At 32.6% G+C, this 24,856-nt stretch carries 24 protein-coding genes and 4 tRNA genes; 17 read left to right on the forward strand and 11 right to left on the reverse strand.

Annotation, left to right across the window (positions count from 1 at the left end):
• The first annotated feature begins 39 nt into the window (after window positions 1-39).
• The 4 genes from mazG (at window position 40) to MYRA21_RS14380 (ending at window position 3,793) form a co-directional block, all read left to right on the forward strand.
• Window positions 40-825, forward strand: a complete 786-nt coding sequence (mazG, locus tag MYRA21_RS14365) for a nucleoside triphosphate pyrophosphohydrolase (protein ID WP_039329558.1) — start codon at window positions 40-42, stop codon at window positions 823-825.
• Between the two features lie 97 nt (window positions 826-922).
• On the forward strand, window positions 923-1,831 hold the full coding sequence (locus tag MYRA21_RS14370) for a hypothetical protein (protein ID WP_082013835.1): 909 nt from the start codon (window positions 923-925) through the stop codon (window positions 1,829-1,831).
• Complete coding sequence (locus MYRA21_RS14375) at window positions 1,803-2,297, forward strand: hypothetical protein (RefSeq protein WP_006265301.1); 495 nt, start codon at window positions 1,803-1,805, stop codon at window positions 2,295-2,297. Before MYRA21_RS14370 ends, MYRA21_RS14375 begins: the two co-directional genes overlap by 29 nt.
• Window positions 2,298-2,569: 272 nt before the next feature.
• Window positions 2,570-3,793: an IS256 family transposase gene (locus MYRA21_RS14380; protein ID WP_039329560.1), complete on the forward strand. Its 1,224-nt coding sequence runs from the start codon at window positions 2,570-2,572 to the stop codon at window positions 3,791-3,793.
• A gap of 133 nt (window positions 3,794-3,926) precedes the next feature.
• Here the strand turns inward: MYRA21_RS14380 and MYRA21_RS14385 are convergent, their stop codons facing one another.
• Window positions 3,927-4,571 carry a hypothetical protein gene (locus MYRA21_RS14385; protein WP_006265302.1) on the reverse strand — a complete coding sequence of 215 codons (645 nt, stop codon included), beginning with the start codon at window positions 4,569-4,571 and terminating at the stop codon, window positions 3,927-3,929.
• 112 nt (window positions 4,572-4,683) lie between these two features.
• Between MYRA21_RS14385 and MYRA21_RS14390 the strand changes: the two genes are divergently transcribed.
• Window positions 4,684-5,526 carry a S9 family peptidase gene (locus MYRA21_RS14390; RefSeq protein ID WP_039329562.1) on the forward strand — a complete coding sequence of 281 codons (843 nt, stop codon included), beginning with the start codon at window positions 4,684-4,686 and terminating at the stop codon, window positions 5,524-5,526.
• An 81-nt stretch (window positions 5,527-5,607) separates the two neighbouring features.
• Here MYRA21_RS14390 and MYRA21_RS14395 read toward each other — a convergent pair whose 3' ends face one another.
• The 3 genes from MYRA21_RS14395 to MYRA21_RS14405 are packed head-to-tail and all read right to left on the reverse strand — an operon-like array spanning window position 5,608 to window position 8,677.
• A complete protein-coding gene (locus MYRA21_RS14395) occupies window positions 5,608-6,645 on the reverse strand; it encodes a heme A synthase (RefSeq protein ID WP_039329565.1) in 1,038 nt (345 codons plus the stop codon).
• Window positions 6,645-8,087: a CCA tRNA nucleotidyltransferase gene (locus MYRA21_RS14400; protein WP_039329566.1), complete on the reverse strand. Its 1,443-nt coding sequence runs from the start codon at window positions 8,085-8,087 to the stop codon at window positions 6,645-6,647. The genes MYRA21_RS14395 and MYRA21_RS14400 overlap by 1 nt, the downstream gene beginning before the upstream one ends.
• A 20-nt stretch (window positions 8,088-8,107) precedes the next feature.
• Window positions 8,108-8,677, reverse strand: coding sequence for an L-threonylcarbamoyladenylate synthase (locus tag MYRA21_RS14405; RefSeq protein WP_006265308.1), 570 nt, complete (start codon window positions 8,675-8,677; stop codon window positions 8,108-8,110).
• A 345-nt stretch (window positions 8,678-9,022) separates the two neighbouring features.
• Here MYRA21_RS14405 and MYRA21_RS14410 point away from each other — a divergent pair, with 345 nt between their 5' ends.
• From MYRA21_RS14410 to MYRA21_RS14440, 7 genes are all read left to right on the forward strand, one after another.
• A complete protein-coding gene (locus MYRA21_RS14410; RefSeq protein WP_082013847.1) occupies window positions 9,023-9,445 on the forward strand; it encodes a PaaI family thioesterase in 423 nt (140 codons plus the stop codon).
• A 116-nt stretch (window positions 9,446-9,561) separates the two neighbouring features.
• Window positions 9,562-10,620: a chorismate-binding protein gene (locus MYRA21_RS14415; protein ID WP_039329570.1), complete on the forward strand. Its 1,059-nt coding sequence runs from the start codon at window positions 9,562-9,564 to the stop codon at window positions 10,618-10,620.
• Between the two features lie 34 nt (window positions 10,621-10,654).
• A complete protein-coding gene (bshB1, locus tag MYRA21_RS14420; RefSeq protein ID WP_006258853.1) occupies window positions 10,655-11,371 on the forward strand; it encodes a bacillithiol biosynthesis deacetylase BshB1 in 717 nt (238 codons plus the stop codon).
• 79 nt (window positions 11,372-11,450) lie between these two features.
• Window positions 11,451-11,524: transfer RNA gene (locus MYRA21_RS14425), tRNA-His, on the forward strand.
• 26 nt (window positions 11,525-11,550) lie between these two features.
• Window positions 11,551-11,624: transfer RNA gene (locus MYRA21_RS14430), tRNA-His, on the forward strand.
• Window positions 11,625-11,649: 25 nt separating this feature from the next.
• Window positions 11,650-11,723: transfer RNA gene (locus MYRA21_RS14435), tRNA-His, on the forward strand.
• 24 nt (window positions 11,724-11,747) lie between these two features.
• A tRNA-His gene (locus tag MYRA21_RS14440) sits at window positions 11,748-11,821 on the forward strand.
• Window positions 11,822-11,864: 43 nt separating this feature from the next.
• Here the strand turns inward: MYRA21_RS14440 and MYRA21_RS14445 are convergent.
• Window positions 11,865-13,040: an aspartyl protease family protein gene (locus tag MYRA21_RS14445; protein ID WP_006263596.1), complete on the reverse strand. Its 1,176-nt coding sequence runs from the start codon at window positions 13,038-13,040 to the stop codon at window positions 11,865-11,867.
• A 188-nt stretch (window positions 13,041-13,228) separates the two neighbouring features.
• Between MYRA21_RS14445 and pncA the strand changes: the two genes are divergently transcribed.
• The 3 genes from pncA to MYRA21_RS14460 all read left to right on the forward strand — a co-directional run bounded on the left by pncA (window position 13,229) and on the right by MYRA21_RS14460 (window position 15,057).
• On the forward strand, window positions 13,229-13,840 hold the full coding sequence (gene pncA / locus MYRA21_RS14450) for a bifunctional nicotinamidase/pyrazinamidase (RefSeq protein WP_006263597.1): 612 nt from the start codon (window positions 13,229-13,231) through the stop codon (window positions 13,838-13,840).
• A 3-nt stretch (window positions 13,841-13,843) separates the two neighbouring features.
• Window positions 13,844-14,386, forward strand: coding sequence for a hypothetical protein (locus tag MYRA21_RS14455; protein ID WP_006263598.1), 543 nt, complete (start codon window positions 13,844-13,846; stop codon window positions 14,384-14,386).
• Window positions 14,387-14,475: 89 nt separating this feature from the next.
• Window positions 14,476-15,057, forward strand: coding sequence for an outer membrane beta-barrel protein (locus tag MYRA21_RS14460; protein WP_006261216.1), 582 nt, complete (start codon window positions 14,476-14,478; stop codon window positions 15,055-15,057).
• 63 nt (window positions 15,058-15,120) lie between these two features.
• Here MYRA21_RS14460 and MYRA21_RS14465 read toward each other — a convergent pair whose 3' ends face one another.
• Window positions 15,121-15,915 (reverse strand): lysophospholipid acyltransferase family protein, encoded by a 795-nt coding sequence (locus tag MYRA21_RS14465; RefSeq protein WP_316928210.1) that lies wholly within the window; start codon window positions 15,913-15,915, stop codon window positions 15,121-15,123.
• 675 nt (window positions 15,916-16,590) lie between these two features.
• Here MYRA21_RS14465 and MYRA21_RS14470 point away from each other — a divergent pair.
• Together MYRA21_RS14470 and MYRA21_RS14475 are read left to right on the forward strand one after the other, a co-directional pair.
• A complete protein-coding gene (locus tag MYRA21_RS14470) occupies window positions 16,591-17,250 on the forward strand; it encodes a hypothetical protein (protein ID WP_039329573.1) in 660 nt (219 codons plus the stop codon).
• A 115-nt stretch (window positions 17,251-17,365) separates the two neighbouring features.
• Window positions 17,366-18,658 (forward strand): hypothetical protein, encoded by a 1,293-nt coding sequence (locus tag MYRA21_RS14475; RefSeq protein WP_006263599.1) that lies wholly within the window; start codon window positions 17,366-17,368, stop codon window positions 18,656-18,658.
• A gap of 49 nt (window positions 18,659-18,707) precedes the next feature.
• On the opposite strand, the gene MYRA21_RS14480 is transcribed toward MYRA21_RS14475, so the two are convergent.
• The 5 genes from MYRA21_RS14480 to MYRA21_RS14500 all read right to left on the reverse strand — a co-directional run bounded on the left by MYRA21_RS14480 (window position 18,708) and on the right by MYRA21_RS14500 (window position 24,835).
• Window positions 18,708-20,087 (reverse strand): di-heme oxidoredictase family protein, encoded by a 1,380-nt coding sequence (locus MYRA21_RS14480; RefSeq protein WP_006263600.1) that lies wholly within the window; start codon window positions 20,085-20,087, stop codon window positions 18,708-18,710.
• A gap of 75 nt (window positions 20,088-20,162) precedes the next feature.
• Entirely contained in the window at window positions 20,163-21,245 is a 1,083-nt protein-coding gene (locus MYRA21_RS14485; protein ID WP_006263601.1) for an imelysin family protein, read from the reverse strand.
• Window positions 21,246-21,267: 22 nt separating this feature from the next.
• On the reverse strand, window positions 21,268-22,602 hold the full coding sequence (locus MYRA21_RS14490; protein WP_006263602.1) for a hypothetical protein: 1,335 nt from the start codon (window positions 22,600-22,602) through the stop codon (window positions 21,268-21,270).
• A 315-nt stretch (window positions 22,603-22,917) separates the two neighbouring features.
• The gene (locus MYRA21_RS14495; RefSeq protein WP_006263603.1) at window positions 22,918-23,937 is read right to left on the reverse strand and encodes a low specificity L-threonine aldolase; all 1,020 of its coding nucleotides are present in this window, start codon (window positions 23,935-23,937) and stop codon (window positions 22,918-22,920) included.
• An 82-nt stretch (window positions 23,938-24,019) separates the two neighbouring features.
• Window positions 24,020-24,835: an AraC family transcriptional regulator gene (locus MYRA21_RS14500; protein ID WP_006263604.1), complete on the reverse strand. Its 816-nt coding sequence runs from the start codon at window positions 24,833-24,835 to the stop codon at window positions 24,020-24,022.
• Between the last annotated feature and the right edge of the window lie 21 nt (window positions 24,836-24,856).

Here is a 24,856-nt window from a genome sequence, read left to right on the forward strand (position 1 = left end):
AAAGCGGGCTTTTTTTTATTTTAGACCAAAAGAATCAAGATGCATACAAGACAAGAGCAATTAGAGGCTATAGATCGCTTACTAACTATACTAGACGAGCTTAGAGTAAAATGTCCATGGGATAAAAAACAAACATTCGATAGCTTAAAAAACCTTACTGTAGAAGAAATGTACGAATTAGTAGATGCTATTACAGAAGGGGATACGGATGAAATGAAAAAAGAACTGGGGGATTTATTAATGCATATTGTTTTTTATGCTAAGATAGGTAGTGAACAGTCTTTGTTTGATATTAAAGATGTTGCTGATAGTATCTCAGATAAACTTATTTTTAGACATCCTCATATTTATGGTGATGTAAAAGTAGATTCTGAAAAGGATGTATTGGCAAATTGGGAAAAACTAAAATTAAAAGAGGGAAACAGATCAGTCTTAGCGGGTGTGCCTAGAGGATTACCAGCATTAATAAAAGCTTATCGCATTCAAGAAAAAGCAAGTGGAGTAGGGTTTGATTGGGATGAAGCCAGTGATGTTTGGCAAAAAGTAGAGGAAGAGATAGAAGAGCTTAAGGTAGAAGTGAAGGCCGATAATCAAGACCTAATGGAAGAAGAATTTGGAGATATCTTGTTCACACTAGTTAATTATGCTCGTCATAAGGGGATTGACCCTGAAAAGGCATTGGCAAGATCTAACAGTAAGTTTATTTCTCGATTTAATATAGTAGAAGAATTAGTTAATAAAGAAAAAGGTGGTTTTGAAGATGTAACTCTTCAAGAATTAGATCAATATTGGAATAAAGCAAAAGAACAAAAAAGCCCCAATTAAGGTAGTAGTGGTCGGAAGAAATTCTGACCACTACTAGGAAGAATACTACTTTTTATCTACTGATAAACCACAAGAACTAACTACAGAAGATATTGTTATGAAATATAATGATAAAACAGTAGTATATACTCAAGAAATTTACATCTACAACCCTAATGAAAAAGATTTAAACACTAAAAAATCAATAAGGAATAATGATGAATTAGTAACAGGTAATATTAGAGAAGATCAAGGACCTAATTGGACTATAAAAGAAAATAACGGAAATTCTGGTGGTTCAGGTAGCTATTTAGACCTTGATGCAATGTACGAGTTAGATAGTTGGAGTAGACCTGGAGGAGGGAGTTCAAATGGAGGAGGGGGTACTGGTACGGCAGTAGTAACATCACCTGCTCCAGAATATAAAATAATCATTGATAAAACATTTGCTGACAACAACTGCATAATGGCTATTTATAACAAACTAGGAGGGGTCGATATGGCTAAAAGGTATCTTAAAGCTTTTGATAATCAATTCAAAGCCCCAGATTTAACATGGAAATTAGAATCTATTGATTCAAAAAGTAATACAATTGTACATGGTCAGACAGATCCATTAGGCTTTTATAATTATGAAAATACAATTAATAAAAATCATATAGATTATCCCCTTGAAGTAGCTGGTACAATGTTACATGAATTAATTCATGCTACACTAATGAGATGGATTGATTCTGTAGGAAGAGAATTAACAACCAAAAATTTCCCAGGGCTTTTCGATTATTATTCAAGATACAATAAAGAAGAAGCTCAACATAATTTAATGGCTAATTCATATGTTGATTTAATGGTAAAAACCCTTAAACAATATGATAGTTCATATGACAACAAATATTATGAAGCTATTGCTTGGGGTGGATTAGAAGGCACTACTGATTACAATAATCTATCTTCTAAAAAGAAAAAAGAATTAAAAGACAACTTAAAAGAATATAGAAATGATAAAAACAAAATCAATTGTAAATAAACACTACATAATATATATATTATTAATATTAAGTACTTTAAAACCTGTATATAGTCAAAAAACAACAGTAAAAGAGGTTATTATTTTAGATACAAATAAAGAATTACTAAACAATACTACTGAGTGGTTTTCTTTCAATAAATCTAAAAAAAAGTGGCAATATAAAAATAACTCCGATAATTTCTATTTTGACTTAATCAAAGAAGTTGTTATAGATGATATTCCAAAAAATCATAAAGTAATATCTTTAAATGAGTTTAATAACGATATTGAAGAAAAATATGCCAAAATATATGAAGAAAAATATAAAGAAAAGTATGGGGCACCTCCAAAAAAAGGAATTTTATATATTGATTTAATATATAAAAAAGAATTCAAATATGAAAATTTATATTTAATGCTTTATAAAGAAGATTCAGTAAAGTATTATAAAGTAAATTTTGATTATCACTGGACATCTCATTAGAAGACTATAATTAAGTATAAAAAGCCTGGCGAAATGCTCAGGCTTTTATATAACACACTAACATTAAAACAGAGATAACCTATTTTCAATAAATTCATTTTAATTATCAACAAAATAATGGTTCTACAGTCATCTCTATTCAAAATTTGTTTAGTATAATGAGTTAAACTAAAAATAGAAGTCCATATGCCGTAATGTGCATAAGGGCTTGAGGGTGTCCCGTGAACTGTGTCATTAAAATAATTGTATAATAAAATATGTACATTAGTAAAATGAGCACAGAAAAGAAAGAATTTGATTTCGAGAGTTTTAAAGAACAGGCAATGGCTGATATTTATCAAGGAAAGAAAATGGGAGGTCCAGATGGTGTTTTTGGTCCCCTTTTAAAACATTTCCTTGAGACTATGTTAGAAAGTGAACTAGAGAATCATTTGGAAGAAGAAAAGGCTAAAGGGATTGCAAATCGTCGCAACGGCAAGACAACTAAAACTGTTCGAAGTATGCAGTCGGGTTCTATTGAATTAGAATCTAATCGCGATCGCAATGGAACCTTTGAACCAAAGGTGTTACCTAAACGTCAACTTATTATCACAGATCAATTAGAGGATAATGTAATTAGCCTATATGCTAAAGGCAGTAGTACTCGTGATATTGCGGGTTATATCATGGAAATGTATGGTATGGATATTTCAGCCACAGAAATATCGCGTATAACTGATAAAGTCATACCTGCAATGAAAGAGTGGCGTGATCGCCCTTTAGAAGCTATATACCCCTTTGTTTTCTTAGATTGTATGTTTTATAAAGTAAAAGAACAAGGTAGTGTTACATCTAAAGCAGTGTATAATATATTAGGGGTTAATCAAGAAGGAAAGAAAGAATTAATAGGAGTTTATCTTGGAGATACTGAAGGATCTAAGTTTTGGCTTTCAGTATTAACTAATCTTAAGGCGCGTGGTGTCCAAGATATCATTGTAGCTTGTGTGGATGGTTTAAAAGGCTTTCCTGAAGCTATACAAGCTGTATTTCCTAAGACACAAGTACAACTTTGTATTGTTCATCAAATAAGAACCAGTCTGCGTTTTGTTCCTCATAAAGATAAGAAAGCAGTTGCTGCTGATCTTAAACCTATATATACTGCTGTAAGTGAAGAACAAGGCTATGAAAGGTTATTGCAGTTTGAAGAAAAATGGGCAAAGAATTATCCATTAGCCGCTAAAGGGTGGTTGGACAATTGGGAACATTTGTCAACTTATTTTGATTTTGACCCTCATATCAGAAAAGCAATATATACCACTAATGCTATTGAAGCTATGCATCGACAGGTAAGAAAAGTAACCAAGACTAAGGGAGCCTTTACTACTGAACAATCTCTTTTGAAATTAATGTTTTTAGCTATTACAGAGGTCTCTAAAAAATGGACTATGCCTATTCATAATTGGGGGTTGACAATGTCACAATTGTATATTAAATTTGGGGATAGATTACAACCGTAAAAAAAAACTCCATTTCCTAGCTTTTGGGCTTAAGCCCCAAAGCTAGGAAATGGAGACTGACACAGTTTGTGTTACACTCCCAAGGGCTTCTATTTTTATCAGCGTAAAGCTTCTTTATGGAAGCTGTAAGTTATTATTTGCTAATCTGTTCTTTGTTTGTTTCTTTAGAATCATCAGACTTCTCTTTTGTTTTTGCTTCTTCGTGCTCACGCAGTAAATTAATAAACATATCTTGCTGAGCTTTCATGTCCTCTTGCATACCTTTCATCAATTGCATAAAATCTTGAGCAAAGAACTCTTCAAACTCATCATTTGCTTGCTCAGAATATAAGGCTCTTCCTGCTTGTGGATCATTTGCAATATTTAATATAGGATTAGTTCGATTGCCTAACTCTAAATAACGTTCACCTGATTCGTTTTGATGTATTTTAACTGTGAAATCCGCTATCCCATTAGAGTTGTACTCCGACTTTTGTTGAGAAGATCCTCTTTGATCTTTAAAACTTGTTTTTAGAGAAATTAGTTCTCCTTTCTTATTTCTCTTTATATTAGAGAAAGTAAGATTGGCTATCTTTTCGTTATTAACTTCTTTTTTAATCTCATCTAATTCACTATCTTTAGTATTCTTATTAATATGATATTCTACTGTAGTACTCTTAATATTTAAACCCTCTTTGTCTTGTGCGTTTATTGTACTACTAGAAAAGAATAGAGCAGTGGCTAAAACAGGAACTAGTAAAGTTTTAGTCGAAATAATTAACTTTTTAAATACATTCATAATAATAGATTTTAAGTAATAAAATGTTTTAAGGTTAAAGACGAATTTAAGTCTTTAAGTTTTAAACTTTTTTTAAAGTTAATAGTATGAATGTTAAAAAACAAAAAATGATATGATTAAAGACTTAATAAAAGAAGAAGTATTGATAGAAGGAACTGTTCGTCCTTTCCTTTCTGACAGTAGTTATCTGAGAGGAGTAAGCTCTTTGCCTTTAGTAATATTCTGTCATGGATATAAAGGTTTTAAGGATTGGGGGGCTTGGGATAAAGTCATGGATTATATTGCGCATACAGGGTGTTATGTAGTTAAGTTTAACTTCTCTTTAAATGGTACAACAATAGATAATCCTAAAGAGTTTGGTGATTTAGAAGCTTTTGGGCAAAACACATACTCTCAAGAACAACGCGATCTTACAAGTGTCATTGATTATTATAAAGAAAGACCAGAAGTAGATAAAGAAAATATTTATCTAATAGGACATAGTAGAGGAGGAGGAACTGTAATCTTACAAGGGTATTACAACGCAGATGTAAAAGGTATTATTACCTGGGCAGGAGTGTCTGATTATAGAAAACGTTTTCCAAAAGGAGACCGATTTGAAGAGTGGAAAGCAAAAGGAGTATTCTATAGTGAAAATGGTAGGACAAAACAGCAGATGCCACACTACTTTACTTTTTGGGAAGATTATGAAGAGAATGAGACAATTTTAAACGTACAGAAAGCGGCTCAAAACTTAAAGAAACCAACTCTAATAGTACAAGGCACTAATGATCCAGCAGTACCACTAAAAGAAGCTCAATTATTACATCAATGGATATCTAATTCTCTTTTGGATGTAGTAGATGAGGCAGATCATGTGTTTGGTTCTAGACACCCGTATACAGAAGAAACACTGCCTAAACATTTAGAGCATGTCGCTAAAGTTACGAGTCAATTTATTCACTCAACGAAATAACAGTAATATTTTACAAAAAAAGGAGAGGTAATTGATTAATATCAATTACCTCTCCTTTTTTATTATTTACCTGTTTTTCTCTTAGTCTAGATTACTTTTACCACAGTGATAACATCTTCTTGCTTCTAGAATTAATTGGAATTGAACTCCAAAAAGGATAGAAGCTAATACTAGGTGAGCTGCTTGAGTTCCGAATGGAAAATGAACGTAATACATCATAATACCAGTGAATATCTCTAGAATTAATAATACCATTACCCACTTCATTTTATCAAAGCCTAAGTTAGATCTTCTATTGATGTAGAACAGATACATATTCAAAAACATAACTATGAAAGAGAAACTACGGTGGATATAGAATTCTACTGTAGGGTTATTTAACCATAAATACTCATTTCCTATACCTGCTTGCACTTGTTCGTCTATAAACTCACGTACTTGTGTTCCTAACACTACTTGTGCAAGAGTGAAGATAAGAGAGACTACTAATAGAATTCTAAAAGTACCATTGTACTTCTTAATCTCGGTTTCTTTTTTAGCGCTTTTAATGATTCCTATTATAATGGCAACAATAACTAAAGCCATGACCATGTGCACTGTAATCTTAATAGGATTTAATACTGAATATACTACAGTAGCTCCTAACCAAGCTTGGAATCCCATTAAGAAAACTACTAACCATGATGCTAATACTAATCCTTTGCGGTCTCTCCAGAAAGAAAACGAAGCTATCGCCATTGCTAAACAAGCTAATCCAGCTAATGCTCCACAAAGTCTATTTACATACTCTGTCCAAGTATGACTAGTGTTGAATTGAGCGTAGCTGTGTTTAGTGTATTTCTCCCAGTGACTCTCATTATAAGTGTCTGTAGTTGTAAAGGTTTCTTTTGCTTTCCACAGGCTTTGATCGTGTATGATCATTTGCCCTTTTTCGTATTCTCTATTCGGTTCCCACGTGATCGTTTGTTCATCCGTAGGAGGGATGTAATATCCAAAACACTTTGGCCAATCTGGACACCCCATTCCTGAGCCTGTCATTCTTACTGCTGCACCTGCAAAGATTACTAGATAAACTAGTATAAGAGATGCTTTAGCTAATGGCAAAAAATAGTTTCTCATTATTCTTGTTTTTTATTTACAATTTCAAGTCCCATCTTAGATGCTTTTGCTTTCATAAATTCAAAAGCCGCATCGTATTCATTAGGGATAATACCTTCTAGAATAGCTTCTTTAATAGCTTCTTTGATCATACCGATCTCTCGACAAGGATTAAGATCATAAAGCTCCATAATCTCTTCTCCTGTAATAGGAGGCTGAAAATTACGCACGTGATCGCGTTCTTCTACTTCGACTATTTTATCTCTAACTATTTTAAAGTTGTTGTGATATTTCTTAAACTTAGAAGGGTTTTTAGTCGTGATGTCAGCTTCACAAAGCGTCATTAAATCTTCTACATTTTCTCCTGCATCAAATACCAATCTTCTTACCGCTGAGTCAGTTACTTCTTTTTGAGCAAGAACAATAGGTCTTGAACTCATAATAACCATTTTTTGGACAAATTTCATCTTTTGATTTAATGGCATATGCAATCTCATAAAGATCTTCTTTACCATTTTTCCTCCAAGGAATTCGTGTCCATGAAATGTCCATCCTTGTTTTTTAGAAAAGCGTTTAGTAGGTGCCTTTCCAATATCGTGAAGTAAGGCAGACCATCTTAGCCATAAGTCATCTGTATTAGGACAGATATTATCTACCACTTCTAAAGAGTGATAAAAGTTGTTTTTATGGGTATGTCCTTCTATCTCTTCTACTTGATTAAGAGCTGTAAGCTCAGGTAAGATCAAATCAAGTAGCCCTGTTTTATATAGCAATAAGAACCCTTTAGAAGGCTTCTTAGACATTAATATCTTATTTAGCTCATCTACGATACGTTCTCCAGAGATAATCTCTAATCTCTGATGATTAGCAGTGATAGAATCAAGAGAGTTCTGCTCTATCATAAAGTCTAATTGAGTAGCGAAGCGAATTGCTCTCATCATACGCAATGGATCATCAGAATAGGTAATATCTGGATCGAGAGGAGTACGAATGATTTTATTAGCTAAATCAGCAACTCCATTAAAAGGATCTACTAACTCTCCATACGTTTCTTTCTTAAGAGATATCGCTAAGGCATTGATGGTAAAGTCACGTCTATTCTGATCATCTTCTAATGTGCCATCTTCTACAACAGGCTTTCTGCTGTCAAAGTGATAGGACTCTTTTCTCGCTCCAACAAACTCAATGTCAATGTCATCATAACGCAACATAGCTGTTCCGTAATTTTTAAACACTTGTACCTTAGGTTTGTTAGGAAGTAATTCAGATACTTTTAAAGCTAATTCGATACCACTACCTACAGCAACGATATCAATATCTTTTTTAGAATCTCTTTTTAATAAAAAATCTCTTACAAATCCGCCAATTACATAGCTATCTACATTTAGACTTTCTGCTGCTTTAGAGATATAGTCAAATATAGGATGTGTAATGGCTTCTTTATATATAGGGGTCTCATTCATAATATATTCAATAGGAGGTACTATTTTCTAATGATAGTAACTTGGCTATTATCTTTTAATTTAATAATTGTAGAAGGCTTTGCAGGCTTTGTGTCTTTTTGACGTAGGTTTACTACATAATCAACTCCTTCGATAATCTCTTTGCTAATTTCGCTAAAGTTAGCAGGAGAAGGTTCTCCACTAATATTGGCAGAAGTAGAAACCAAAGGTGATTTCATTTTTTCAATCAACCTAAAGCAAAAAGGTTCTTCTACAATACGAACACCTAAAGAGTTATCCGCTGATACTACTTCTTTAGCTACATACTTAGGGTTGTCTAAGATTAAGGTAGTAGGTTTTTCGCTACAGTCTAAGATATCCCATGTCACAGCTGGTGGAGCATTGAATACTCTGTGGAATATTCTCTCATTTACTAAGACAATCATACTTTTTGATTCTGCACGCTTTTTAAGTGCATATATTTTTTTGATAGCTTCAGGGTTATTGGCATCACATCCTATTCCCCATACAGTATCAGTAGGGTATAAGATAATCCCGCCATTTTTAATGACTTCGTATGCATTGAAAACTTCTTGTTGGATATCTTCCATTATTTTGTTGTAAATAGTATCGTTATAATCAAGGAGGTAAAATTACTAAAAAAATAGGATAGAACTAACTGATAGAAGTCATTAAAAATGCGGACTAAGCCAAATTCAAAACAATTATAATATTTTTAAGAATTCAAGAGTTATTTTCCTTTAATTTTAAAGCCTCTATAAGAGTCTAATCAGATATATAATAGGAGAGATAACTGTAATTTCAGTAGTTTTAGTTATTATTCTGTAAATATGATTAGTATATTTAAACAGCGATTTTTTTAGCTCAATTCTTCTAGTTAAACTATCGCTCAATCTATGTTTTAAAACTTCTAACAAACAATGAGCAAAAAGAATATGAAAGATTTTAATAAAGATGAATTATTAGCAATGTATGCCAAAGTGTGTAAGAATACACTTATGGAGACACTCGAAATAGAATATATAGACGCTGGACCTGACTTTTTAGTAGCTAAAATGCCTGTCAATCCAAGAGTACACCAACCTATGGGGCTCTTACATGGAGGAGCATCTGTGGCATTAGCAGAAAGTCTAGGAAGTGGAGCTTCTCTAATGCTAATAGATCCTGCTAAGCAGGAAATAAGAGGTATTGAGATTTCTGCTAATCACGTAAAGAGTAAGCGATCTGGTTATGTAATCGGAACAGCTAGATTGTTACACAGAGGACGCACACTGCACTTATGGGAAATAAGAATAACAGATGAGAATGATGTATTAGTATCTATTTGTAAAATTACAAATATCGTTATCGATAAATAATTAAAGTGATTTTGTTATTTTGGTCTTTTGTGATGAGGATGATGTAAATTTAAGAGTGTAATTCGTGGAGCAAAAACAAAGTAACAAAAGCACAGAAAAACAAATCAACATAAAAGATGTATTTATTTAAATGCTTAGCGAAGCAGTATGCTGATCAAAAGCCTTTTGCAGTCTATCGCAAACCAAATTCTAAAACAATAGTAGGGTTATTTCAAAAAACGTATGCTCTTCATAAGGTGGAGACATTTGAAGAACAGGGTTTTGTATTTGCACCTTTTGCAGAAGGGACACGTTTTTATATTCCATTAGCAGAGTCTGCTATTATCAAAGAAGCACAAGGAGATCTTGCTTTAGACCTTCATGAGGTTATCCTTAATTATGATGATAAGAAAGCTAAGGAAGACTTTGAAGACTTAGTAAGACGTTGTGTAAGTGCTATTAAAGATAAACAATTTGGAAAGGTAGTTCCTTCTAGAAAAGAAAATGTTCCTTATCAAGTAGAGGATTTAGGACAGTTATTTAATAAATTGTGTAATACTTATCCAACGGCATTTTGTTCTTTAGTATATCATCCAGAAATAGGACTGTGGATGGGAGCAACACCAGAAACATTATTATCTATAAAGAACAATACTTTAAAAACAATGGCACTTGCAGGTACACAAGTAAATCATGGACAAGAAGTAGTAGAGTGGGGGATTAAGGAACAAGAAGAACAATTATTTGTAACGGATTTTATTACAGAAACTTTAAAGCCTTTTGTCCAAGATATTACAACTTCAGAACCCTATTCTAAGCGTGCAGCTAAAGTGATGCATATTTGTACAGATATTACTGCTACATTAAGCAACAACAGCCTTAAACCAATAGTTGAAGCACTTCATCCTACTCCTGCTGTTTGTGGGATGCCAAAGGATGTAGCACGCGATTTTTTGGTTAGAGAAGAAGGATATTATAGAGGGTATTATGCTGGTTATTTAGGAGAATTAAATTGCAATGTAGAACAAGAAAATACAGATGAAACGAATCTATTTGTAAATTTGCGTTGTATGAATATAGAAGAGGATAGTGTTAACCTCTATATTGGCTGTGGGGTAACTATAGATAGTGATCCATCAAGCGAATTTATAGAAACAGTGAATAAGTCTTCTACCATGAAACAGGTATTCATTTAAGAATTGTGAATTACAGAATAATAAAAAACAACAAATGAAATTAGATATATTAGCGTTTGGAGCTCATCCAGACGATGTAGAATTAGGATGTGGAGCAACTATTGCGAAGGAAGTTTCTCTAGGGAAAAAGGTAGGGATTATTGATCTTACCCAAGGAGAATTAGGTACTAGAGGTTCTGCGGAGATTAGAAAAATAGAAGCAACTAACGCTGCTGCTATATTAGGAGTGTCTGCAAGAGAGAATTTAAAGTTTAGAGATGGATTCTTTATTAATGATGAAAAGCATCAGTTAGAAGTTATTAAAATGATTCGTAAGTATCGTCCAGAGATAGTATTGTGTAATGCTATTGACGATAGACATATCGATCATGGAAAAGGGAGTAAATTAGTGTCTGATGCTTGTTTCCTTTCAGGATTGAGAAAGATAGAAACTAGCTTAGATGGAGAAGAACAAGAAGCATGGAGACCTAAGGTAGTATATCATTATATACAATGGAAAAACATAGAGCCAGACTTCGTTGTAGATGTAACTGGCTTCATGGATCAGAAAGTTGATTCTGTTATGGCATATAGCACGCAATTCTTTGATCAAAATTCTAAAGAACCGAGTACTCCAATCACGTCAAAAAACTTCTTAGACAGCATAACTTATCGTGCGCAGGACCTAGGAAGACTAATAAATAAAGATTTTGCTGAAGGTTTTACAGTTGAAAGGTATTTAGCAGTCAATACATTAGAAGATTTGATATAAAATTAGTGTAAAAAATAAGCGAAAAAGCTTGCGAAGTATAGAATAATCGCTAAATTTGCACTCGTTAAACAGAAACATGGTAGCTATAGCTCAGCTGGTTAGAGCGTCGGATTGTGGTTCCGAAGGTCGTGGGTTCGAACCCCATTAGTTACCCTAGTATTTTAATACTGTTTAACATGGTAGCTATAGCTCAGCTGGTTAGAGCGCCGGATTGTGGTTCCGGAGGTCGTGGGTTCGAACCCCATTAGTTACCCTAAGTACTTATATATCATTAAATGGTGACTATAGCTCAGTTGGTTAGAGCGCCGGATTGTGGTTCCGGAGGTCGTGGGTTCGAGACCCATTAGTCACCCTAAGTACTTTACATTATTAAATGGTAGCTATAGCTCAGCTGGTTAGAGCGTCGGATTGTGGTTCCGAAGGTCGTGGGTTCGAAACCCATTAGTTACCCTAAAAAAAAGGCATTCAATTTATTGAATGCCTTTTTTAGTTTTTAAATACTCAAGATTGTTTCTTTATTTAATTCAATAAAATTACCTTTTGTATTCACTTCTATTTTTACTTTATCTGCCTTAAATGCATTGCGTTGTACTTCTTTAAGTTCCTCTTTAGACATAGCGCTTATCTCTCTATCATTTACTGATAATATTTTATCGTCTATTTTTAGGTTATTCTTTCTAATAGCTGGACTGTCCCAAACAAAAGAAATAACTAGTTCATTATTCTTTAGTTTAGTTTTAATCCCTATATGCTCATAAGTTAGAGAAAAGCTTTTATTGTAAGGTTTAAAGTAAAAGTGATTCTTATATAAGATGGTGCGATAATATTGGAGCCATTTAGATCCTAAGTTACTAGTATCATCTACATCTACAGCAGTGATAAATACAGGAATTTCATAATTACCTATTTTCATCTCTAAAGGAGCAATGTATGTTTTACCTATACTTGGACCAAAAGCACTATAACTAATCACCCCCTCACCAGTAAGTGCTTTAGAAAATACTTTTTTATCATTCAAAGTATTAAACATATCTTCACTTAGGTAAAAGAAATCATTATAACCTGTATCAAAGAAAATATTCTTTTCTTTTAGACCATTAAAATAAGACATTGTTAGGGTAGGAGTACCTGTATCCTCTTTTTTTACTTTAACTTTGTTAAATAAGCCTATTTCTTTTTTATCTAAAGTATTAGAGAGTGTTATCCTATTGTTTTCAAGGTCAAAATCCCAACAACTTTTACTTATCATATTGCCACCTATCAGACCATCTACACCTAATGATTTAAATGCATCCATATCACTTTGAACAGCAGTAAAGTTTTTATATTCTAAGTTTCCGATTTTAATGCTTGGAATACTTACATACTTAACTTTAGATACATTGTTAGAAGCATCATGTAGTTCGTCTTCATATATAAACTTAAAATCTCCTTTTACATTAAAAGTAATTGATGTCGGTGCACCAGTATCTACAATGAATTTATAGATCTTATTTTCAATAATTACATCCACATAGATATGGTCCTCTTTTAGTGTATAATTTAAAATTTCATTATAAATACTAGGGGTTATAATTCCTTTTTTAAAAATTCCTTTTTGTGCAAATAAGTTAAAAGAGAACAATAAGACTAATACAGTTGTTATGTTTGTTTTGTTGTTAAAAAACATATTTTATTATGTGTTGAGAGTTAATTTTATTTGATTACAAATATAAAGTTATTAAATAAAACAAATATATCTGTTTAGTATACTTTTTACTAATAGAAAGGAAGACTAAGTAATATGTATAATCACTATCTCTAATGCTACTCTTTTAGTATTTTTGTTCTAGAACACATATATTTATAAATCTCGATATGAAAGCATTATTAGTAGTAGACTTACAATATGATTTTTTGCCAGGGGGTAGCTTAGCTGTAGAAGATGGTGATAAGATTATCCCTGTTATTAATACAATCCAAAAGCAATTTGATTTAATCATAGCAACTCAAGATTGGCACCCAGATAATCACAAGAGCTTTGCTAGTCAACATCCTGGTCATAATCTATTTGATCTAATAAATCTCAATGGAATCCCACAAGTACTATGGCCAGAGCACTGTATACAAGGAACTAGAGGAGCGGAGTTTACCACTGAATGGGACACAACTAAAGTAGCCGCTATTTTTAGAAAAGGAATGAATGTAGAAGTTGACTCCTATAGTGGTTTTTACGACAATGATCACCAGCATAGCACGGGACTATTAGGTTTTTTAAAAGACAAAGAAGTAAAAGAACTATATGTATGTGGCTTAGCGGCAGAATTCTGTGTTTATTTTAGTGCAAAAGATGCCCAAGAAGCTGGAATCAAGACGTTCTTTTTGGATTTTGCTACTAAACCTATTACAGCAGAAGGTTTAGTGAACGCAAAAAAAGAAATGGAAACCTTAGGTATTACTATCCTAAAAAATCAAGAAGAGTTAGATTAAACAATGAAAAAATACAGTAGATTCAACTTTTTTAAACACACCTATTGCGAATGGCAAGAAATACCTATGTCATTTATCGAAGGGAGAAAACCTGATTACAAAAGCAAGACGGGGAGTATGTATTATTATGATGAGAAAGGGGTGGCGAGGTATGCAAACCACTGGGGTAGAGCAGCTAACTGTAGATGGAAGATCACATCTGATGAGTATAAGAATAGTGTATATACATTAGCCTATGCTACCTGGGATAGCTTCTTTCCTAACAATGAACAAGAACCTTTATACGCGATAATCATAGATGAAGAAAAAAAATATGTGACTTTTAAACATAAAGGTTGTCTTAATGATACAAACCATGTGTTGAGAAGTGCTTCTGAGACTGCAAAGAGGATTACGAAGATCAAAGAGATACTAGAAACAGATGGATGGTATAAGTATCTAGACTTTATTAATATTGAAGAAGCTAGAACATTCTTGATAAATGGTTTAGTGAATTCAAATATTGAATTCCTTAAACTAAAACAAGAATTATTGAAAAAACAGTAATAAATACGTTTAAATTTATTAATTTAGCTTTTATTAAAACAAATACTAATTAGTCTAGTAAAAGGATTACAAATTAAACAGTAAAAATTATGAAAAAGATTACTTTATTGGTAGCATTATTAGTAGCTGGAATTACAACTGCTAATGCTCAAATCAACGTAGAAACTCCAAAATTATCAGAAAAAGTAGGTACTACACCTATTAAAAAAGGAAACTGGATGGTAGGAGCTTCTGTAGGATCAACAGGCTATAGCTTTGAAGACAAAAGTTTTAATCTTAATATTAATCCAAGTGCAGGATATTTTATTTCTGATGGATTTGCAGTTGGTTTAGAAGTTGGAGCTGGTGTAACAACACATAAGAAACCAGTAAAAGATGACTGGAATTATAAAGTTATGCCATTTGCGCGTTACTACTTCCCAGAAGGAGCAAGCGCTACAGGTAGATTCTTTGGACAAGGAGCAATTGGTATATCAGGTACAGAAAATGCAACAAGTAAAACATCTTTTGCTTTTGATATAAAAGGAGGTTATTCTCACTTCGTATCTCGTAATGTCGCTTTAGAGGCTACTGTAGGATACAACTATAGTAAATCTAATGTTGCTGATTCAAAAGCACAAAATGGTATTGGTTTAGCAGTAGGATTCCAAATTTTCTTAGGAAAAAACTAATCATTTAAGGTGATTAAAATGAATAAAGAAAGCCTGAGCATTGCTCTGGCTTTTTTGTATATACTATTTCCATCGTTTATGAGACCACAGCCATAAAGTAGGGTTTTTCTGAATACTTCTCTCTAATTCTTTAGTAAAATGAGTTGAAATAAAACCTTGTTCTGTCTGTGTAGCTTCTTTGCAAATAGTACTTATAGATAATTGCCATTTCTTATTGCCAAAAGGTGTTATTTCTCCATATAATACATAGGCATTGAGCTTTCTAGCTATTTGTTCTGCACCTGTATAGATATTAGTCTGTTGGTTTAGGAATGAGAGTTTTATTCCCTTGTTTTTACCAGGAAACTGATCCGCAATAAATACAGTCATAGTATTAGTATCTTTCTCTTTAAGTAATATGCGTAGAGCATGTTGTGAAGGAATAAGACGGATACCATATTTTTGTCTACGATTTTTGATTCTATTATTCCAAAATTTGTTCTTTAAAGGCTTATATAGCGCTTGTACTTGTATGTTAGTAGAGAGTGGGAGTTGCTTTATTAATTCCCAATTTCCATAATGACCAAGTATTAATATTATATTTTTATTTTCTTTTTTAATCTCTTCTAAATTGTCTTTTGTTCCTTGTGTTAGATATAGTAATTGTCTCTTAAAAAATAGCGTTTCAACTAGTACACGACTAAGGTTTCTATAAAATTGTTTATGATAGTGTGCCACCTCTTGATAAGAAGCATTTGGGAAAGCCCTTGTTATATTTTGAAGGGATACGCTGACTCTGTAATGAAACACCTTGCTTAAGAAAAACCCAATAGAATTATAAATATACTGCATAACTTTTTTTTGAAGAGCAAATATAATTGCTCTCTTTTATGCCATTAAAAGTCTTTGACCATCGGTGATACTGATGTGATTAATGGTTATTATTCCATCGTACTTCTTTAAGTATAAAAGTAGTAAAGGTTAATTCTGATTGCTATATAAAGAAATTCAAATCCAAAGACCATCATATAAGTATACTATTTTATTGTTGTTGCCTAATGTAATTCACTTCGTAAAGTATCTATTGAAACACTTGGTTTATCAGGAAAAATCAAAGGATTCCAATTAAATCATATTTCTTTTACTGATTACATGGCAAAACTACGATCGAAAAGAACAAGTTTTTAGAATAGCTTCCACTTCTTTCCAAAAACTTCTCTTTATTTCCAAAAAGTTCGGCCAGTTTTCCGAAGAACTCCAAAAGACTCTCTAATCAACGCCCGAAGAAAACCCTGTTTAATGTTTAGTTTTAGTAGTGCTAATCAGTTTCTTTTGTACAAATATTAAAAGATAAAACAAGTCTCTCTGTTTTGACAGCCTTTTAGGTTTAGTATGAAATAAAAAAGTATTATCGGACACTAATGATATTTTTTATACTAACTCTAAATACAATACTACATTTTTTTTAACCAAAATATAATGTTAATTTCGGTATCCTTTATTAAAAATCCTTACTACACATTATTAGAATATTAATTAAAAATCAGATTAAAAATGAAAAAAATTAGTGTAATCATCATGATGATAGCATTATCTATTTCTTCTTGTAGTAGTGATAATGGAAGTGTAGAAGCAGATCCTGGAGAAACAGATACTATAGAAGAAGTCCCTAGTTCTAAAAACTCTTATGGTTCTTTCTCTGTAAATATGAGAATAGATAATAAGAACGTAACTTATAAATATTGGAATTACTTACCTCGTCATAGAGAAGGCAAGAGTTATAATGATACTTTTATAACAATGACTGATACTGACTTTTTTCCATCAAAAGATGATGCTAAGTATGGCGATTTTCCAGGAGGTCTTTTGACGATTAATATTAATAAACCTGAGCCAGGACTATATACAGTAGTAAGGTCTAGAACTTTTGTTTTAGCTAATGGTAAATTTCCTATTGGTCATGATAGATTAGCTACCGTAGCAATTAGAATAGGAGCTAATAAGAAAAACTATCAAGATGCTAAATATGAGTACATCGGTGATGATTATCTTGTAGACGCTGTAGAAGTAACCCAAGATGAAAAAGGAGTGTTACATTATACAATTAAAAAAGCTATTCCTGTTTCATTTATAGGAGGTGAGCACGGTGAAGGAAATATCGCTGCTCCAAAAGTAGTGACTATCACAGTTGATAATGGGCATTATAAAAAATAAATAGTTTAGTTATACAAAAGGATATTAGATAATATCCTTTTGTATTTTATATAAATATTTCTTAGCAAATCAGATAATTTGATATATTCGTTTCTAAACACCTTTAACTAGAAATATGAAACGAAAACTAATTGCGTTCTCTCTTTTTTTACTTAGCCAAAGTATCTTCAGTCAGAATGAACAGCGTATGTTAGAGCAAGCGAATGTTTGTTTTGATGAATTTAAGCATGCAGCAGAACAGCACAAATCTCTATGGAATATTGATTTATATGGACCCATACTATTAATAGATTCTGAGACAAGAACTATTTATGCTAATGAGGAGGATAAAGAAAATAAATTAAAACCTGAAGGAGGAGTATATATTGGTACCTTACCTAAAAATATTAATATAGCTAATACAGCTATTGAATGGGAAGGCAAGCGATGGGCTATGATTATGTTACCCCTATCTGATAATGTGCAAAATAGAATTAACCTATTGGGTCATGAGTCTTTTCATCGTGTTCAACCAACATTAGGTTTTAAATTAAATAACACAGATAACAACCATTTAGATCAAAAGGAGGGGAGAGTATATCTTCGTTTAGAATTAGAGGCTTTAAAACAAGCTATTCAGGCTAATTCAATAAAAGAAATAAACCAACATCTTACAGCTGCTCTTTCGTTTAGAAAATATAGACAGAACATTTATAGTGAAGCAAGTACTACAGAAAATAGTTTGGAGTTAAACGAAGGAATTGCAGAGTTTACAGGCTTAATAGTTAGTAATCGTACAAAAAAAGAAACAGTAGACTATGTCTCAAAAGGGATAGATGATTTCTTTAAAAATTCTACCTATATAAGATCATTCGCCTATCACACTATTCCTGTCTATGGCTATCTGCTTTCACAACAGGATAAAGAGTGGAATAAGAAGATTAATACAACTACTAATCTTACTGACTACTTTATCAAGGTTTGGAATATCCAAATTTCCAACAATCTAGAAAGCACTGTTAATCAATTAAAAAGTAAATATAATGGAACTCTCATTATAGAACAAGAAGTAGAAAGAGAGAATAAGGTTAAAAAGATAATAGCGGCGTATAAAGCTCAATTCGTCGAAAACCCACATTTTGAAATCAAATTTGAAAAGATGAATATTTCTTTTAATCCCTCTAATCTTGTAGCGTTAGAAGATAAGGGAACAGTGTATCCAACTATGAGAATAAGTGATAAATGGGGTATTCTTACTGTAGAAAAAGGAGCTCTGATGAGTCCTAATTGGGATCGACTATCTATCACTAACCCTACTAAGGTAGAAGAGAATAAAGTATTCGGAGATGGATGGATATTGGAATTAACTGAACACTATAAGGTAGAACAGAATAAAGATGATTTAAATTATAGATTAGTAAAAAAATAATACATAAAAAGCTCCTTTATAGGAGCTTTTAGTAAACCATATTATATAACTAGAGTGAATTTAAAAAGGCTAGTAAGTCCTCTCTATCTTTCTTATTTAACTGTTTAAATTTATCTTTAGAAGATTGTGCTTCACCACCATGCCAAAGTATTGCTTCTGTAAGGTTTTGAGCTCTGCCATCGTGTAGAAATTGGGTGTGGCCATTTACTAAATACTGAAAACCAATTCCCCATAAAGGTCTTGTTTTCCATTCTTGACCATTAGCTAAGAAGTCTGGACGTCCATCTGCTAGGCCTTCTCCCATATCGTGTAAAAGCATATCTGTGTAGGGATAAAAAGTTTGATTAGCTAATGCTTTAATAGGGCTATTACCAGTCTTTTGTTTTGGTTTATGGCATTTTGCACAGTCAATAGTTTCGAAAATTTGAGCTCCTTTTCGAACTTCTGGATTATCGTGAAAGCGAGAGGCAGGAACGGCTAAGGTTTGAGTATAAAAAGTAACTGCATCAGCCACATCATTAGATATCTCTAGACCGCTATTTAGGCCATCACTACCATTGCTTTGCCCGAAACCTGTTTCTTGTGGGAATATATAATTAGTTATTCCCATATCATTATTAAAAGCCGCTGTACATTGTTCTAGCAATGAAGCTGTATTCGCTTTCCATCCAAAGCGCCCAAGTTTTCGTTGTTTAGTTACTGCATCGAATACATAATTAGCTTTTCCAAATATCCCATCTTTATTACTATCATTGATATCTACATCCGCTAAAATATCTTGCTCAGGTATCGCTTCTAATAATCCCAATCCAAAAACAGGAGAACCAATACGAGGTGAGATCAATATATTACTAGGTACAGGAATGTAGGAATCTTTTAAGCTATAATGTGGTTTGCGCAGTATTACTTTGGTTCCATCAGCTAATACTTCAGTAATATCAGAATAAGTAACATTAAACTTAGCTTCTGGTTTTACGCCAAAGACTGCTTGATTTTGCACTTGCAAACCAAAACCAGGGACAGGGACAGGACCTCCATTCTCTGCTATGCCAGGCAAACTTATACGAAAAAAGAAACCACTTCGTTCATTTAAATCAGATGGAAAGGGAGCTCTTCCATCCTTAGGATGACAAGAGATACACGATGAGTTATTAAATATAGGACCTAAGCCTCCATTGATAGGATTAGGAGGAGTGACATATACAAATTCGAAAATCTGATCTCCTGTAAGATGTAGTGCTAGGTCTGGAGCAGATAAGTTAGGAGCAGGAGTACCATACGCATTACTTGTATTGATAAAAACGGTAGTTTCTCCACCTGCTAATCTTCGCTCATTTAATAGAGGAAGTTCTTCATAGTCCGAGGAATCATTACTAGAACAGGAGGTGAATAGTACTATGAGCAAAAGTGGGAGAGAAGAATATTTCATAACTAGATATTTTAATGAGGTAAGAGCCTATTTATATATAAAATAGACTCTTACCTTACGTTTTTTTGATATAATCTATAATGAATTTATAAAGGGTTTAAGTTTAGATTTTAATAACTTAGTAAGTTCATTAACACTGTTCTGAGCTTTGATTACCTGAGGTCTATTTTTATAAATAGCTTGTGTGAAGGTACCAGGTATAGCCTCTATATCTTTAATAGCTGTTGTAATTGCAGCTTTCACTTCATTATCTAAAGCTTTATTTTTTTCTGCTACTAGAGTTGATAATCCTTTTACTTGTTTATTATACTTTCCTAAGTAAACATTTTCAATTCCTTTAATATTATCAATAAAATCTTGTTTAGAATTATTACTGAAGCGAGATTCTTCTTTTTCAGGGAAAGGAGAACTTCCTTCAGGGTTTAAGGGGTCTTCTATTTTACCAGTTGCTACTTCATCTGATATAGTGATTAGTCCTTCTACTATTTCTTCTAATGCTGCTATTCTTGACGGGTATTTTTTAGATCCCATTCCTGCAGTATTAAAGACAGCGGCATAGTTTCCACCATCTGATTTCCATTCATTATATAGAAACTTAGTATTGTTCTGTAAATCTTCAGAGGCAGCTTTAAGATATTCTTTTTGTCTAGCTGTAATTTGTTCAGCTTTTTTAGCACCATCTTCTCCCCATAATAAAAACTCTATTAGGTGAAAACCTCTTGCTTCATTATTAGAACTAATCAAAGATGGAGTTATTTTTTGATTACTTTTTAGAATATTATTCATCGCTTCTACATCTACAGGCCAAGTATCCATAGCAGGATCAATACCATTAGTTTCAACAGGTCCATAAAGAAAACCTTCAGATAATTCCCATGGTATACGAGTGTCTACCCATGCTTTTTTTGCAAGTTCTAAGTTTTGTTGAGTTGATGTTGTGTTAAAGGTACTAATTGCTTTATCTAACGCTATAGCTTTATTATTTAACTCTTTATATGTCTCGATAATTATATTACCCGTAAGGTCAGTAATGACAGCTGTATGTAATTTATCTTTGCTATCATCTATAGTGGGACTATCATCATTGTTACTACAGTTAGTCATCATAAATGACATCGTGATAAGTCCTAATGTTAAAATTTTGTGTTTCATTTTCATTGTGTTATTTGAGTTAATTAAATTAAAAAGTAAATCCTATTCCAGCAGTAAAAGTGTTTTCTCGCTGTTTTTCACCTGTGTTTAATGAAGTAATAGGGTCAAAGTGATCAGAACCTAATCTTCTAGAAGAGTAATGCGCTTTTAGAACTACCTGAGGATGTACAAACCAGTTGATACCTCCAGTTATAACACTTCTTTCCCATCTAGGTTTACGTACTACTGCACCTTCTGTTTTATACATTGTATCGTAGTACTCATAGCGCATAAAAGGATATAATTGTTGCTTTGTTTTGAAGTTTAGGAAGTGTAAAACTTCATATCCAATATCACCAGAGAAACCAATCATTGACTTCCCGACAGGGGTTCTTTTAACACCTAGATTATTAGATAGATTAGCATTTTTTCTACTTACAATATTTGAGTTTTCAATATTTCCATATAAGAATACAGAACTAAACTTTAGGTAGTTTTCATCATAACTCACATGCCCTTCAAAGATGGTCACATAAGCAGAAACATCCATATCTTTTTTAGGTCTATTAGCCGCGGCATCATTGACATAAGCAGCAACTCCAGCAAAGGTATTTTTGTTTTTTCCAAATTTATAGTCTAGACGAGCTGTATAAGCTAAACTATTACCCACAGCCATTTCAAAACGAGTTTGATGTCCTCTTTTTACCCAGTTACGAGAACTAAATCCTGTAGCGTCTAGTCCATTTGTAATTGATACTTCATAACGAAGACGATCCTTGAGAAAAGTACCATAGAACTGAATACCATTTTCATACCAACCTAATGGCAGTATTTCGTTTTCCATTTCTTGGCGATGAGCTGTAAAGTAGTTAGTGGGTCTGTCTAGATTCTGAGCTAAGTTGAAGTGAAGTTTCATTCGACCTACACGAACATTAAAATAGGGACGAACTTTAAAGTCTATAAATATTTGTTCTAACTTAACTTCTCCACCTGACTCAATTTCTTTTTCATATTCTCCAAATTCTTCTTGAGTATCTAGTTCAATAGTAGAACCTGTACCACCATGTTCAAATTCAATTTCTGTCTTTAAGCTAATCCAATCATTAAAATGATAACCTAAATACAGATTTAATCTTTCAGCATCAAATTTGTTTTTAATTTGAGGATCTGTATCATATTTACCGTAGTTATAATAGTTAATAGCACCATAGCCACTAAGTGTAAAATTATCCCAACTTAGCAATCTTTTTTTATCTTCTTTTAATTCTTTAATAATCTCTTTTTTTAATTCATCCTTTAAGATTTGCCTCTGGATAGAATCATTTTCTTGAGCGTAGGTAAGGGAGCTAGTAAATAGCAGGCAAGCAAGTAGTTTTGTCTTCATTTTATATCTTATAAAGTGAATATTCGTGTTTATTTTTCTTCAAATATATACTTATTTAGATTTATTAAATATTATATATTAATATTTGTTAACGTAATTTTAAAAGTTTTTAGTAATAATTATCTATTTTATCCTATTAATGGTATTAATCAATTATTAAAGTAATAATGTCTTAAATAATTAACCACACTATTTTGAATTATTCTTTTTACTTCTAAAAAAAGAAAGGTACTTATGGAAGAGAATTGAATAAAAAAAGCCTCATAGTGAATAAACACTATGAGGCTTTTTCCTAATTAAGGTATTTAAGAAGGATTACTTTATCTTCTCTATAAATTGATTGACCATATTCTCATCTGTAGCCCATGAAGTGATTAGTCTAATAGCAGCATATTCTTGATCTATTGCTTTCCATATATAGAAATCATAATCTTTGTTCAACTCTTCTATCAGTGCTAAAGGAAGAATAGGGAATAACTGATTCGTAGTAGAATCTCCTAAGAAATGATATCCTTTTGCTTTAAATGCTTCTGTTAGTTTGGTAGCCATTCTATTAGCGTGGCTGGCTAAGTCAAAATATAGATTATCTGTAAATAAAGTTTCAAATTGTAACCCTAATAATCTTCCCTTCGCCAGTAAGGCTCCTTTTTGTTTTAGATTATAATCAAAATAAGTAGCTAATTCAGTATTATTAAACACAATAGCCTCACCTAATAATCCGCCATTTTTAGTTGCTCCTATATAGAATACATCAGTTAGATCAGCGATATCTTTTAAGGTAAGGTCGTTATTATCAGCTGTCAATGCGTGTCCTAATCTAGCTCCATCTATAAAAAGGTATAACCCTAATTGTTTACAAATAGAAGAGATGGCAGTTAGTTCTTCCTTAGTATAGATAGTCCCCAGCTCTGTAGAGTTAGAAATATACACCATTTTAGGTTCTACCACATGAGGTCTTAATCCATATTCTCCTGCTGTGCGTTCTATGTCTTGAGCAGTTAGTTTACCATTAGTAGTCGCTACAGGGATTACTTTATGTCCTGTCGCTTCTATGGCTCCTGTCTCATTTGCAAAGATATGTCCTGTCTGAGGCGCAATGACTGCTTGGTGTGTACGTAGGATAGAAGAAATAACTAATAAATTCGCTTGAGTTCCTCCAGATACGAAGTAGATCTGTGCTTGAGGATTCTCTATTTTAGCATGGATTAATTCTTTTGCTCTTAACGTATAGTCATCATCACCGTATCCAGCTTGTTGGATTAGATTAGTCTCTATTATTCTATTTAGTATATTAGGATGCATGCCTTCTGCATAATCATTTTTAAAACTGTACATAATCACTTCGTATTAATTGATACACAAAAATACAGTAGAAATAAATAAAATAATAGAATGTTCTAAACCTAATAGAATACACTTAACCTCTGTGTTGATTTTTAAACACAGCAGGAGTCACACCATATTTTAATTTAAAGATGCGTATAAAATGACTCTCATCAGAGAAGCCACATTGATAAGCTACTTCAGCTTGACTAATAGGGTGGTATAACAATAAATCAATTGCTTTCTTTAATTTTTGCTCTCTTACGTATTCTCCAAAACTCATTTTAAAATAAACAGGAAACTTCCTCGATAAATAAACAGGATGCAATTGTAATTCGGTAGCAAGGTAATTTAAGCTTAATACTTCCCAACGCTCTTCATTGACTAGTTCTATCAATTTATTAACCCATAGCGGTTTATGAATATCTAGGTCCTGAGCTTGAAGACGTGTAATCTGACCAAAAGTCTGTAATAATAAACCATCTATAGCAAGATTAGTAGCCTGATCAGCTAATTGAGATTCTATATGTATTTTATGAAATAGCGTTTGAAGACTAGGATCTTTTAAGAGTAAGTCTCCTTCTATAAGATTAGGAGACAAATCGTATTTTAAAAACCAAGCTGAAGGTAATTCTACATGTAAGAAATCAAACTCTTTCTGGATATCTTTATTGTAATGAGGTTCTTGACTATGGTGGTATAAGAGTGTATTAGGCTGTAATTCTAAAGTACCCTTTTTAGTTACCTCATTTAAATAGCCATTTATATTGTATAAGAAATAAGCATGCTTGTGATAATGCCATGGAATATGATCAGTAGGAGAAGCATTTGCCTTGCTTAGAATAACATCTTTCACAACAAGTTGTTGTTTCTTTTCTCCAAAGTGTTCTCCTTCTTTTAAATAGTCCATATTTATGTACTTAAGATCTTA

The sequence above is a fragment of the Myroides sp. A21 genome, from assembly GCF_000807225.1.
Taxonomy (GTDB): Bacteria; Bacteroidota; Bacteroidia; order Flavobacteriales; family Flavobacteriaceae; genus Flavobacterium; species Flavobacterium odoratimimum.

Bases quoted from the DNA above. Each gene is read 5' to 3' on its own strand.
- MYRA21_RS14500 (WP_006263604.1), bottom strand. From the start codon at position 24,835: ATGGACTATTTAAAAGAAGGAGAACACTTTGGAGAAAAGAAACAACAA.
- MYRA21_RS14475 (WP_006263599.1), top strand. From the start codon at position 17,366: ATGAAACGAAAACTAATTGCGTTCTCTCTTTTTTTACTTAGCCAAAGT.
- MYRA21_RS14460 (WP_006261216.1), top strand. From the start codon at position 14,476: ATGAAAAAGATTACTTTATTGGTAGCATTATTAGTAGCTGGAATTACA.
- MYRA21_RS14390 (WP_039329562.1), top strand. From the start codon at position 4,684: ATGATTAAAGACTTAATAAAAGAAGAAGTATTGATAGAAGGAACTGTT.
- mazG (WP_039329558.1), top strand. From the start codon at position 40: ATGCATACAAGACAAGAGCAATTAGAGGCTATAGATCGCTTACTAACT.
- MYRA21_RS14400 (WP_039329566.1), bottom strand. From the start codon at position 8,087: ATGAATGAGACCCCTATATATAAAGAAGCCATTACACATCCTATATTT.
- bshB1 (WP_006258853.1), top strand. From the start codon at position 10,655: ATGAAATTAGATATATTAGCGTTTGGAGCTCATCCAGACGATGTAGAA.
- MYRA21_RS14490 (WP_006263602.1), bottom strand. From the start codon at position 22,602: ATGAAGACAAAACTACTTGCTTGCCTGCTATTTACTAGCTCCCTTACC.
- MYRA21_RS14415 (WP_039329570.1), top strand. From the start codon at position 9,562: ATGTATTTATTTAAATGCTTAGCGAAGCAGTATGCTGATCAAAAGCCT.
- MYRA21_RS14495 (WP_006263603.1), bottom strand. From the start codon at position 23,937: ATGTACAGTTTTAAAAATGATTATGCAGAAGGCATGCATCCTAATATA.
- MYRA21_RS14480 (WP_006263600.1), bottom strand. From the start codon at position 20,087: ATGAAATATTCTTCTCTCCCACTTTTGCTCATAGTACTATTCACCTCC.
- pncA (WP_006263597.1), top strand. From the start codon at position 13,229: ATGAAAGCATTATTAGTAGTAGACTTACAATATGATTTTTTGCCAGGG.
- MYRA21_RS14385 (WP_006265302.1), bottom strand. From the start codon at position 4,571: ATGAATGTATTTAAAAAGTTAATTATTTCGACTAAAACTTTACTAGTT.
- MYRA21_RS14455 (WP_006263598.1), top strand. From the start codon at position 13,844: ATGAAAAAATACAGTAGATTCAACTTTTTTAAACACACCTATTGCGAA.
- MYRA21_RS14405 (WP_006265308.1), bottom strand. From the start codon at position 8,677: ATGGAAGATATCCAACAAGAAGTTTTCAATGCATACGAAGTCATTAAA.
- MYRA21_RS14410 (WP_082013847.1), top strand. From the start codon at position 9,023: ATGAAAGATTTTAATAAAGATGAATTATTAGCAATGTATGCCAAAGTG.
- MYRA21_RS14470 (WP_039329573.1), top strand. From the start codon at position 16,591: ATGAAAAAAATTAGTGTAATCATCATGATGATAGCATTATCTATTTCT.
- MYRA21_RS14375 (WP_006265301.1), top strand. From the start codon at position 1,803: ATGATAAAAACAAAATCAATTGTAAATAAACACTACATAATATATATA.
- MYRA21_RS14485 (WP_006263601.1), bottom strand. From the start codon at position 21,245: ATGAAAATGAAACACAAAATTTTAACATTAGGACTTATCACGATGTCA.
- MYRA21_RS14380 (WP_039329560.1), top strand. From the start codon at position 2,570: ATGAGCACAGAAAAGAAAGAATTTGATTTCGAGAGTTTTAAAGAACAG.
- MYRA21_RS14395 (WP_039329565.1), bottom strand. From the start codon at position 6,645: ATGAGAAACTATTTTTTGCCATTAGCTAAAGCATCTCTTATACTAGTT.
- MYRA21_RS14370 (WP_082013835.1), top strand. From the start codon at position 923: ATGAAATATAATGATAAAACAGTAGTATATACTCAAGAAATTTACATC.
- MYRA21_RS14445 (WP_006263596.1), bottom strand. From the start codon at position 13,040: ATGTTTTTTAACAACAAAACAAACATAACAACTGTATTAGTCTTATTG.